Below are 12520 nucleotides of genomic sequence, written 5' to 3'. Positions count from 1 at the left end.
GTGAAGTGGTGCAAGGCGTACGGGTACTCTTCATCCTTTACTACCCTTAAATCAGTGTTAATCCCTGATTCTAAAGTTATACTTGTCTTCGTATCTCCTTTAGCAATCACATCTCTTGTTTTGTCATATTCTACAAATATTTCCATTAATTTTTGAGGATCATTAGTAGTTGCCAATATATCTATATCTTTTACTATTTCCTTTTTTCTTCTGATACTTCCAGCTATCTCACACCTTATAACGAGCCCTGTTTTAAGTAAATATTGTTTGAGTGAATCAGCTTCGGAATATGCTTCTGAAAATAGATGCTGGTTGCTAAACCTTTTTACAAATTTAATACCTTCTAAGATTTTCTTTTGAGTCTTTTCTCCAAATCCTGGGAGCTCAACCAGCCTATTTTCAAGGCAAGCATACTCCAGTTCTCCAACGGTTTTTATATCCAATTTATCGTACAAAGTTTTTATCTTCTTAGGTCCCAGACCTGGTATTTTTAACATCTCAACCAGACCTCCGGGAATCGATGCCTTTAAATTTTCGTAGTATTCGAGTCTTCCTGTGGTGATAAGTTCGGTAATCTTTTTATTGATGGCTTCGCCTATCCCTTTGACCTCTTTTAGTTTGTTATCCTTCACTAATACTTCTATATCTTCATCAAGAGTTTCTAGAGCACGTGCAGCATTATAATATGCCCTGATTTTAAAAGGGTTTTCTCCTTTTAATTCCAGTAAAAGACCTATCTCGTTGAGAATATCTATAACAGTTTTTTTATCCATTTTACTTCAGCTCTCCTTCGTTCAGCAACTCTCCCAGATAGGATTGGGTAGGGCTGGAAAAGCAGTTGACCTCGGTTGATATTATATCATTCTTAACGTCCATTTTAAAACGATTAATCTGATGGTATAATCGTTTAAACTTTAGTAACTCAAATAAATTAAGAGGAGTGAAAAAATGGCAGATATGCTTGTGAAACTTTACGATTTGAATTATGATGAGAAGGTATTTACTGAATTAAAAGATTCAAAAATAACAGTACGGAGGGCAAAGGCACCTGAAAAATTTATCGTTTTGAATTGGATCAAAAAAGAATTTGGTGATCACTGGGCAAGTGAATGTGATGTATCTTTTTCTAACAAACCTATCAGTTGTTTCATAGCTGTAGACGAAGATAAGAACAAAATTATTGGTTTTTCTTGTTTTGATGCTACATGCAAAAATTTCTTTGGTCCAATGGGTGTAGACAAAAATTACCGAGGAAAAGATATGGGTAAAGCGTTACTTTTAATAGCGCTAAAGAGCATGGAAGAAAGTGGTTATGCATATGCCATAATCGGAGGAGTTGGTCCTGCTAAATTTTACGAAAAAGTGGCAAACGCTACATTGATAGAAAATTCTGAACCAGGATTCTATAAAGGGATGTTGAAAAATTAAGAAAAACTACAAAAAACAGAGTTTTTATTAAATAAATTAAAATAATTACTCCTAATTGCTTCTCATCACCCATAATCAGATTTGCGATGTAACATGTTTCAGGGTAGTATTGTGTTGAGTCTCAATGAAACTTGTATTTTCGATACTACGAGCACCTTCCACCTTTTTGAAATTAAGCTGGGATGTTAAAGGGAGATAGGGGAATTTAATATAATTTTTTCATGGAAAGGCCTTTCCTTGATAATGTAACAAAAATATTGGAGGTGAAAAGAGTATGAAAAAAGCGTTTGTTGTGTTTCTTTTATTGGCAAGTTTGGTTATGGGAAGCGCGTTATTCGCTCAAGTAACCCAAATCCCCAGAGAAGAAGCAGTGTATGTCGCAGGTTTTCAGTGGGGACCACCAACAACGGATAATCCGCTTGCAGGTTCGCCAATGACGTTCGTTTCTGACCCTAGACAACATATTTGGATATATGAAACATTATTCACATGGGATGCCCTCAATGGAAAGTATGTTCCTATTTTGGGAGAATCCTATAAGTGGCTTGATGAACTAAGATTAGAGGTAAAAGTAAATCCAAAAGCATATTTCCACGATGGAGAACCCGTCACCGCAGATGATGTTGTATATTCCTACAAATTAGGGCAAAAATATCCACTAGGTCTACAGATTTGGGAATGGTTGAAAGATGTTTACAAGGTAGATAGCCACACTGTAATCTTCGAGATGAAACCAGATAATCCAAACAGATTGATGGTAGAAGACGCACTTGGAGCTACCTTTATTCTTCCAGAACATATTTGGTCTAAGGTTGAAGCAGAAAATAATTATGATTTGACCAAAATCAGACAGTTTAGAAATGAAAATCCCGTAGGCTCTGGCCCATACAAAGTTTTTTATGAAAGTCCAGAAACTATTATTTTAGTAAGAGTAGATAATTATTGGGGAAACGAAGCTTTACACGGTGGGAAAAAACCCGCAGCTAAATATATAGTGCATCCTATTTTCAAAAGTAATGACGAAGGTAGTTTGGCCTTTGAAAATGGTGAAGTAGACGTTTCTCAGCAGTTCACTCCAAGAATATGGGAAATGTGGGAAAAGAAAGGGCTTCCTGTTGGTACATGGTACGACGAGATCCCTTATCATATGCCTGCAACAATGCCTTCGTTGTGGTTTAACGTGAACAAATATCCTCTCAGTTTGCCTGAAGTTAGAAAAGCTATTGCATATTCGGTAAATTACGCAAGAATTTCCGAACTTGCCATGTCTAATTATTCTCCTAAGGTTCAAGCCAGTCTTATAATGCCCTACGGTGGTGAAGCAAAATACTTCGATGAAAACTTGGTAAAACAATACGGTTGGGAATACAATCCGAAAGAAGCTATAAGGATATTAGAAGAAGATTTGGGAGCAACAAAAGGTAAAGATGGAATATATGTTCTTCCTGATGGAACAAGACTTGGCCCCTTTACCGTAGAATGCCCATACGGTTGGACGGACTGGAATGCTTCTTTACAAATCGTGGCACAAGGGGCAAGAGCAGTAGGTATAGACATCCAAACATCTTTCCCTGATGCACCTATAGCTTATGATAACAGACAAACAGGTAACTTCGATATGACGATGTGGGCACCTTCACAACCTGGACCTGCTCAACCCTGGTTGAGATTCCAAATAGCTCTTTATTCAAAAGGTGTTCCCCCAGTTGGACAAATCGCATACAGTAACTTCGGAAGATATAAAAATGAATGGGCTGACCAACTCATCGATATGATTCCAAAAGTTACCGACGAAAAAGAATTAAAGAATCTCTATACAGAGTTAGATCAACTATACAGAGAAGATATACCGATGTTCCCGTTAATGTATAGACCTCAAACATTTTACGAATACAATGAAACTTACTGGACAGGTTGGGCAAACGCAAAAAATCCTTATGCACCACCGATGCCTTTGGTAGGTGCAGGGATGGAAATGTTGTGGCATTTAGAACCTGCTAAATAAAGTAATTTATTATCCATCGATTAAGCCAAGAGTTCGTGGAGGAAGTTTCAGCCTCCATGAACTCTTTTAAATATACCTTCGAGAGGTGAAATATGTGAAAGGATTTACGAGGTATTTTTTTCAAAAGCTTTTTTGGTATCTAATAGCTTTTTTCTTGGCTTTATTTTTGAATTTTTTCTTACCAAGACTCATTCCAGGAGATCCTATTTCAGTTATAGTAAGTAAAATGATGTCTGGAACCGTAGCAAGTGAGACGCAGGAAAGGGTTTATCAATCTTTTGTCGAAGAGTTTGGATTGGATAAACCTTTACCTATCCAGTTTTTCAACTACATAGGAAATGTTTTTAGAGGTGATTTAGGAACGTCGTTCAGTTTGTACCCCCTTTCTGTTAATGAAGTTTTGGGAAACGCTATTGTATGGACTATTTCTTTACAATTTCCGGCAATAATTGTAGGTTGGATATTAGGAAACTTACTGGGAGCCGCTGCTGCTTACAGAAAAGGGGTTTTCGACAAAACTATTTTTCCAGTGGCACTATTCGTTAATTCTATCCCTTATTATGCTTTGGCAATCATATTACTATACTTTTTTGGAGTTTACCTGGGATGGTTCCCAATTGGCGGTGGTTACAGCAGAACATTGCTCCCTTCTTGGAGTTGGGCTTTTGTAATTGATGTCTTACACCATTACTTTTTACCCTTTATTTCGATTGTTTTAGTAACAATAGGGGGACAAGCCATAGGTATGAGAGAGATGTCAATATATGAATTAAATACAGATTATGTTACCTACAGTAAGATGTTAGGTATCAAAGATAAGAAGATTCAAAGCTATGTCTTCAAAAATGCAGTTCTTCCTCAAATAACAGGACTTGCAATAAGTTTAGGTACAATGGTAGGGGGAGCTCTGATCACTGAGATAGTCTTTGGATACCCCGGAGTGGGAACGTGGCTATTCAACGGAATAAGACAGCTAGATTATCCGATGATCCAAGGTTCAACCCTTATAATAGCGATGATGGTTTTAATTGCTAATTTTATTTTGGATATGGTCTATGGACTAATAGATCCTAGAATTAAAGCTGCGCAAACGGAGGAGGGTTAATATGAATACAATAAAATTACTTTTGAAATCTCCAAAATTTTTAATAGGATTTGGCCTATTTATGTTTTTATTCTTAACTGCCTTCATATACCCTGCTGTTTCACCAAAAGATCCATTGGAGATGGTTGGATTTATGTACGAGCCCCCTTCCTCAACTTACTTGTTGGGAACAGATAACTTTGGAAGAGATGTATTTGTAGAGCTTATTCACGGAATGAAATCCTCGTTGATTATAGGATTAATTTCAGGTGTTATTGCAACAACAATAGGTATAACTATAGGCCTTTTTGCTGGCTACAAAGGAGGAACCACTGATAACATATTAAATTCAATAACTAATATATTTTTAGTTATACCTCCATTCATAATACTGATATTGATTACGGTTAGTTTAAAAAGTAGGTCCTTGTTTGTTATGGGATTAGTATTAGGAGTAACCTCTTGGCCATGGACTGCTCGTGCGGTCAGGGCGCAATCACTCAGTTTAAGAAATAGGGAACATGTTGATATAGCCAGGTTAAACGGTGCCAGTACTGTAGAAATTATAATACGCGAAATAATGCCTTATATCTTATCTTATATATTCATGGCATTTATACTCCAAGTTGCCACTGGTATTTTAAACGAAGCAGGAATAAGTATGTTAGGACTGGGTCCAAGTAATATAGTTTCACTCGGTACAATGCTTTCATGGGCACTATTATTTGAGTCTGTTAGATCAGGTGCCTGGTGGGCTTTTATACCTCCAGCTATAACCATAGCTTTAATCACTTTTTCGCTATATTTTATGAATTCGGGGATGGATGAATTATTCAATCCCAAACTTAGGAGTTGATGAGATTGGAATCTAAAAAGGTTATTTTAGAAGTTAACAATCTTAAAACCTACTATCAAACAAGGTTAGGAGAAAAAATAAAGGCGGTTAACAGCGTTTCGTTTAACCTATATGAAGGAGAAATCTTGGGAATAGCAGGTGAATCAGGTTGTGGTAAATCTACTTTAGCAATGAGTTTGTCAGGCTTATTTTTATCCCCTTTGAAATACGAAAGTGGATCAGTGTTTTTAAACAACGAAAATATCATGCAAAAAAAAGAAAATGAGTTGAGAAGTAATATACTGGGGAAAAAATATTCGTATATCCCTCAAAGTGCTATGAACGCCTTGAATCCAACACTAAAAATCAAAAATTTTGTTATAGATCTACTGAAAGAACACAATCCTAATATGACAGAAAAAGAGATTTTAAATTTGGCAAAAGAACGTTTTGAATCTCTTTCTTTGCCCCCAAGAGTTTTAAACCTCTACCCTTTAGAACTTAGCGGTGGTATGAAACAAAGGGTAGTTGTCGCAATCTCTACAATCATGAACCCAGAAGTTGTAGTAGCAGATGAACCAACTTCTGCATTGGACGTAACTTCACAAAAAATAGTAATAAAATTAATTAAAGATCTCTTTGATAAAAAAATAGTTAAAAGTATAATTTTTATAACTCACGAGTTACCCATATTAAGACATATATGTGACCGCATCGCTGTAATGTACGCAGGCGAATTTGTAGAGGTAGGAAATATGAAAGATGTAATCTTCGATCCTATTCATCCTTACTCACAAGCATTAATGCAGTCTATTTTAGTCCCTGAAAAAGGTATAAAAGGCAAAAAACTACCAAGTCTTCCTGGGTCACCACCTGATTTAAGGAAAATTCCAAAAGGATGTAGGTTCGCTGATAGATGCCCCTTGGCAATTGAAGATTGTAAAAAAGAAAATGTCACTTTAACTAAAGTAGGAGAAAGATCTGTTAGATGCATCAGAATAAACCATATCTTAACACAAGGGAAGAGGGTGACACCGTATGTCTAATCTCTCAAATGAAGATATAGTAAAAGTAGAAAATTTGACCAAAATATTTGGAAGTGGGAAAAAAGCTGTTAAAGCTGTAGATAACGTTACTTTTTCTATAAAAAAAGGGGAAATCGTCTCTCTTGTTGGACAAAGTGGAAGCGGAAAAACAACGGTAACTAGACTATTACTCAGGTTGTTAAAAGAAACAGAAGGCAAAATTATTTTTGAAGGTCAGGATATAACAGGTTTAACAGGGAAAGAAAAAAAGCTTTACTGGAAAAAAGTTCAAGCAATATTTCAAGATCCATACGCCTCGTTTAATATATTTGCCCCGGTAAAAAAAGTTTTAATTGATGCTTTCAAGTTATTTGACAACAGCTTTACCAAACAAGAAAAAATGGCAAAGGTTTACGAAGCTTTGGAATCAGTTAATCTAAGACCTGAAGAAGTAGCAGATAAATATCCTTTTGAATTAAGTGGTGGTCAAAGGCAAAGGATAATGATAGCAAGGGCTCATTTGATAAAACCAAAATTACTCTTAGCTGACGAACCAACTTCTATGATCGATGCAAACTTAAGATCGGGAATTTTGGAGTTATTGTTAGGTTTAAGGGATACGGAAGGTACAACTATCATGTTCGTAACTCACGACCTTGGTTTGGCTTACTACGTCAGTGATAGACTTTTCATCATGCATGAAGGGAAAATAGTAGAAAGCGGAGATGCTGATAAAGTAATAACACACCCTGAGCACCCATATACAAAACAACTAATGATGGATGTACCAAAACTATCTGAAGAATGGGTTTTAAAATAACTTAGAATGAAATATGGGTGGGCTGCGGTGCGAAGGGGAGCTAAAGTAAGTTTTTGAGTTTGTATAGACAATAAAAACAACAACATAGGAGGAATAAAAATATGTCTGAAAAAGTTTTTCCAAAGGATTTCATCTGGGGAGCAGCTACTGCATCTTACCAAATAGAAGGTTCTCCTTTAGCAGATGGAGCCGGTCCTTCAATTTGGCATAGGTTTTCTCATACATCTGGAAACACATATAATGGAGACACTGGAGATGTTGCAGACGATCATTATAACCGGTACAAAGAAGATATTGCTTTGATGAAAGAGTTAGGATTAAAAGCGTACAGGTTTTCTATATCTTGGTCAAGAATTTTTCCAAACGGTAAAGGTAAAATCAACGAAAAAGGTATTGATTTTTACAATAGATTGGTTGATGAATTACTAAAGGCTAATATAACCCCTTTTGTTACGTTGTATCATTGGGATTTACCTGCAGCTTTACAAGATCTGGGTGGTTGGACAAACAGAGACATCGCCTATTGGTACACCGATTACACAGATTACATGTTTCAAAGATTTGGTGACAGAGTAAAAAATTGGATTACTTTAAACGAACCCTGGGTAATGGCATTTGTTGGCCATTTTATGGGTGAACATGCACCCGGAATGAAAGACCTTTACGCCTCTTTCTCAGTTGTTCACAACCAATTGCGTGCTCATTCAAAAACAGTTAAAGCTTTCAGAGAAGAAAATATTAAAGAAGGAAAAATTGGAATCACTTTATCTAATTCTTCACACGATCCCGCAACTGATTCACAAGAAGATAAAGAGGCAGCACGGTTGGCACATGAATGGACAAATTACCCATTGTTTTTAAATCCGATATACAAGGGTGAATATCCAAGCGGGATAAAAGAACACGCTTCTGAGTTTTTACCTCACAATTACGAAAATGATTTGGAAGAAATAAAAGAAAAAATTGATTTTGTAGGCATCAATTATTACTCTGGAGATCTTGTCAAGCTCGATACAAAATCATTCTTAGGTGGGAAAACCGTTGAAAGAGGTCTTCCAAAAACAGAAATGGGATGGGAGATTTATCCTGAAGGTTTTTACAAAATACTAAAAGGAGTTCAAGAGGAGTACAATCCAAAAGAAGTGTATGTAACTGAAAACGGTGCTGCTTTTGACGATAAAGTAGTCAACCAAGAGGTACACGATGAAAAAAGAATAGAATATTTAAAGTATCATCTTGAACAAGCTTTAAGAGCTATTCAAAATGGAGTTACTCTCAAAGGATACTTCGTATGGTCCTTATTAGACAATTTTGAATGGGCATGGGGCTATTCAAAGAGGTTTGGAATAGTATACGTTGATTACAAGACTCAAAAAAGGATCATAAAAGATAGCGGTGAATGGTATTCACAGGTTATCAAGAATAATTCTTTTGAATTCTAATCTTGCATTTAAAAGAAAAGACTTTTTTAATAGCAAACCAAAGGATGTGAAAAAATATGGAGAGGGATATAAAAAAGTTGATTTCTCAGATGACACTTGAAGAAAAGGCAAGTTTGTGTTCAGGCTTAGATAATTGGCACACCAAACCTATTGAAAGGTTAGGGATACCTTCAATTATGATGAGTGATGGGCCTCACGGCTTGAGAAAAGAAATCACAAATCCTGAAGAAAGCTTGTTGGCAAACAGCGCCCCCGCTACGTGTTTCCCAACAGCCGCTACAACAGCTTGTTCATGGGATAGAAAATTAATTGAAGAAGAGGGAAAAGCCTTAGCTGAAGAATGTCAAGCCGAAGAAGTTGATATTATATTAGGCCCTGCTATTAACATAAAAAGATCTCCATTGTGTGGAAGAAATTTCGAATACTTCTCTGAAGACCCATACTTATCAACAGAACTGGCTACAGCATATATAAACGCTGTACAAAGTTATGGAGTAGGGACCTCTTTGAAACATTATGCTGCAAACAATCAAGAACACAGAAGAATGAGTGTAGACGAAGTAATAGATGAAAGAACCCTAAGAGAGATTTACTTAGCAAACTTTGAAGGAGCGGTGAAAAACGGTAAACCCTGGACGGTAATGTGTTCTTACAACAAAGTGAACGGTACGCATGTTTCTGAAAACAAATACTTATTGACAGATATATTGAAAAAAGAATGGAATTTTGAAGGATTCGTTGTATCCGATTGGGGTGCAGTAAACGAAAGGGTAGACGGGTTAAAAGCAGGATTAGACTTAGAAATGCCTTCAAGTTTTGGAATAGGAGACAACAAAATCATACAAGCCGTAAAAAACAGTCAATTAGAAGAGAAGGTATTGGATGAAACTGTAGAAAGACTTTTAAAAATTATTTTCAAAGCGATAGATAACAGGAAACAAAACGCAACATACGACAAAGAAGCTCACCATCAATTAGCGAGGAAGATTGCAAGAGAAAGTATGGTACTTTTGAAAAATGAAGACGATATACTTCCAATTAAAAAAGAAGGAACTATAGCCATAATTGGAGAATTCGCCACATCACCCAGGTATCAAGGCGGTGGAAGTTCGCATGTAAACCCTATCAAAATAGATAATCTAGTAGAAGAGATAGAAAAAATAACTCAAGGAAAATCTAAAATTCTTTACGAAAAAGGATACCTTCCTGACTCAGATGAAATCGATGAGGAACTTATAGAAAAGGCTAAAAGATCTGCAAAAGAATCTGACGTCGCTGTAATCATCGCAGGACTACCTGAAAGATACGAATCAGAAGGGTACGATAGAGAACATATGCAGATGCCCCAAAGCCATAACAAGTTGATAGAGGAAATCACTAAGGTTCAACCAAATACGGTGGTGGTATTAAGTAATGGTGCCCCAGTTGAAATGCCTTGGGTTGATAAAGTCAAAGGGCTGTTGGAAAGTTACTTAGGAGGTCAAGCATGGGGAGGAGCTGTTGCAGATATCCTCTTTGGTGAAGTTAATCCTTGTGGAAAATTGGCAGAAACATTTCCAAAGAAACTGGGTCACAATCCTTCTTATCTAAACTTCCCCGGGGAAGACGATAGGGTAGAATACCGAGAAGGTGTATTTGTAGGGTACAGATATTATGACAAAAAACAAATAGATCCGTTATTCCCATTCGGATACGGTTTAAGTTACACCAATTTTGAATATACCAACCTAACAATAGACAAAAGGGAAATAAACGATAACGAAACGTTGAATGTTAAAGTGAAAGTTAAAAATACAGGAAATATGAGAGGCAAAGAAATAATTCAATTGTATGTAAAAGATATAGAAAGCCGAGTAAATAGGCCAGAAAAAGAACTAAAGGGGTTCGAAAAAATACAACTTGAACCTGGCGAAGAAAAAACTGTAAATTTTAAGTTGGATAAAAGGGCTTTTGCTTATTACAACACAGAGATAAACGATTGGCATGTGGAAAGTGGAGAGTTTGAAATATTGGTGGGAAAATCTTCGAAAGACATTATATTAAAAGAAACAGTGAAAGTTAACTCCACAAAAATAATAAGAAAGAAGTTTCATAGAAATTCAACGATTGGCGACTTACTGGAAGACCCTGTTGGCTCACGGATCTTAAAAGAACTTATGAAAGATCAGCTTTCACAAATTTTCCCCGTTGATGAACACAGAAACGAAGAGTTGGTTTTATCGATGATGAAGTATCTGCCTCTGAGAGGACTAATAAACTTTGGAAGAGGAAAATTTACTGAAGAAATGCTGGAAGATCTTCTTAAGAAATTGAACGAACAAAGATAGAAATCTTTGGAGACGATCTCTTAGATCGTCTCTTTACTTTAATCACTCATTTGAATAAAAAAGGGGAAGGTGATCTTTTATGAAATCAAGATCCATTGGTAAAAGAATAATAAGTATAGTAATAATCATATTCATATTGTTCGGCCTTTCTATAATTTTTAATACCACTTCTCTTACCAAATCAAATGCTGGTTTGGAATCTTATAAAAATTTGTCAGACCAAGTTAATAATATAACAGAAGTAGAAACAGCATTTTTTGAAGCTTCTTTGAATTTTAAAGATTATATAGATAATTACGAAAAGAATTTTGAAAACGCCTTTAGAGGAAATTTATCTAAAATAGAATCATATATGAATAATTTGCTTGACACCACAGAAGAATCTACTTCTTTAGTTTATATTAATGAATCTTTAAATACATATGGATCTAATTTCGATCAAATTGTACAATTAAATTTTCAGGCTAATACTTTTCTTTCGGAATACAATAAGCTAAGCGAATTACTTATTCAACAACTAAATGATTTCAATACTTTAACTAAACAATATAGTGTTTTGGCTTTTTCACTATTATCAGAAGATCCTGTTGTAACAGTGCAAAATATCAATGAAGAAGTTAAAAAATATTTCTCTTCTAAATCTTCAAGCGATAAAAACAATGTATTAAATATATTCTCAACCTTTAAAGACAATTTAGCTTTTGTAGAATTTGGATTAACCAACGATGAACTTAAAAATGCTTTTTCTGAGCTAATGGAAAACCTCAACAATTTAGAAAGCACCTTCAACCAAATAGTCACAACGATAGAATCCCAACAACCCATAATCGGGCAGATGGAACAAGCAAGGGTAGAGATAATAAACCTGTTAGAAGAACAAAGAAATAAATTAAAGGTTCAGCAAGACACGTTAGGTCCATCACTCATAGAAGAAAACAATCAAGCAATAACCTTGACAGCCATCCTAACCGTAGTAGCCTTCATAGTATCGATAATCATGGTCATCTATCTAATAAGGAGTATAACGAAACCACTGTTAGACTTCAAAAATAAGATAAACCAATTCAAAGAAGGAGACCTAACGATAAACTTTGAAAGTAAAAGCAAAGACGAAATAGGACAGATGGCGAACGCCCTATCAGAAATGAGTAAAGAATTAAGAAGATCCATGGGGTCAATAAGGCAGGCATCGGACAAAGTAGAAAACGCATCAGAAAGTCTAACACAATCATCACAAGAAAGCAGGAAGAACTCAGAAGAACTCAAAAACCAGATGGACAAGATACAAACAAGTACGGAAGAAACGGCAGGAAACGTAGAAGAAGTGACCTCAGGTGTAGACGAAGTAGCAAGGGCAGCACAAGGTGTATCCCAAGACGCACAAAGACTAAGTGAAGAAGCAGATGAAACAAGTAAAGCTGCAGAAGAAGGAAGCAAAACGATAGAAAGTATAAGTCAAGCGGTGAAAGAAGCGGTAGAAAGGACAAAAGAAAGTCAAAAAGAAGTAGAAACACTCGCAAGCAATGCCAAGAACGTACAAAGTATAGTAGAAAC

At 35.9% G+C, this 12520-nt stretch carries 10 protein-coding genes; 9 read left to right on the top strand and 1 reads right to left on the bottom strand.

What is annotated here, in order from left to right:
• The coding region (locus NAAC61_RS10315; protein WP_237729889.1) for a helix-hairpin-helix domain-containing protein at nucleotides 1-773 on the bottom strand (773 nt) is incomplete at its 3' end.
• A gap of 175 nt (nucleotides 774-948) precedes the next feature.
• On the opposite strand from NAAC61_RS10315, the gene NAAC61_RS10310 reads away from it, so the two are divergent.
• The 9 genes from NAAC61_RS10310 to NAAC61_RS10270 form a co-directional block, all read left to right on the top strand.
• On the top strand, nucleotides 949-1428 hold the full coding sequence (locus tag NAAC61_RS10310) for a GNAT family N-acetyltransferase (RefSeq protein WP_202695981.1): 480 nt from the start codon (nucleotides 949-951) through the stop codon (nucleotides 1426-1428).
• A 274-nt stretch (nucleotides 1429-1702) separates the two neighbouring features.
• Nucleotides 1703-3433 carry an ABC transporter substrate-binding protein gene (locus NAAC61_RS10305; protein ID WP_202695980.1) on the top strand — a complete coding sequence of 577 codons (1731 nt, stop codon included), beginning with the start codon at nucleotides 1703-1705 and terminating at the stop codon, nucleotides 3431-3433.
• A gap of 94 nt (nucleotides 3434-3527) precedes the next feature.
• Nucleotides 3528-4538, top strand: coding sequence for an ABC transporter permease (locus tag NAAC61_RS10300; protein WP_012208329.1), 1011 nt, complete (start codon nucleotides 3528-3530; stop codon nucleotides 4536-4538).
• A gap of 1 nt (nucleotide 4539) precedes the next feature.
• A complete protein-coding gene (locus tag NAAC61_RS10295) occupies nucleotides 4540-5373 on the top strand; it encodes an ABC transporter permease (protein WP_012208330.1) in 834 nt (277 codons plus the stop codon).
• A 5-nt stretch (nucleotides 5374-5378) separates the two neighbouring features.
• The gene (locus NAAC61_RS10290) at nucleotides 5379-6398 is read left to right on the top strand and encodes an ABC transporter ATP-binding protein (protein ID WP_202695979.1); all 1020 of its coding nucleotides are present in this window, start codon (nucleotides 5379-5381) and stop codon (nucleotides 6396-6398) included.
• Nucleotides 6391-7197 (top strand): ABC transporter ATP-binding protein, encoded by an 807-nt coding sequence (locus tag NAAC61_RS10285; protein WP_012208332.1) that lies wholly within the window; start codon nucleotides 6391-6393, stop codon nucleotides 7195-7197. Before NAAC61_RS10290 ends, NAAC61_RS10285 begins: the two co-directional genes overlap by 8 nt.
• 101 nt (nucleotides 7198-7298) lie before the next feature.
• Nucleotides 7299-8639, top strand: a complete 1341-nt coding sequence (locus tag NAAC61_RS10280) for a GH1 family beta-glucosidase (protein ID WP_202695978.1) — start codon at nucleotides 7299-7301, stop codon at nucleotides 8637-8639.
• A 56-nt stretch (nucleotides 8640-8695) separates the two neighbouring features.
• Complete coding sequence (locus tag NAAC61_RS10275) at nucleotides 8696-10966, top strand: glycoside hydrolase family 3 C-terminal domain-containing protein (protein ID WP_202695977.1); 2271 nt, start codon at nucleotides 8696-8698, stop codon at nucleotides 10964-10966.
• A 79-nt stretch (nucleotides 10967-11045) separates the two neighbouring features.
• Nucleotides 11046-12520: methyl-accepting chemotaxis protein (locus NAAC61_RS10270; protein ID WP_202695976.1), on the top strand; the 1475-nt coding region annotated here is incomplete at its 3' end.

Origin of the sequence: Petrotoga sp. 8T1HF07.NaAc.6.1 (assembly GCF_016772115.1) — a bacterium.
Lineage (GTDB): Bacteria > Thermotogota > Thermotogae > Petrotogales > Petrotogaceae > Petrotoga > Petrotoga mobilis.
This window is presented reverse-complemented; position numbering and strand designations above follow the sequence as displayed.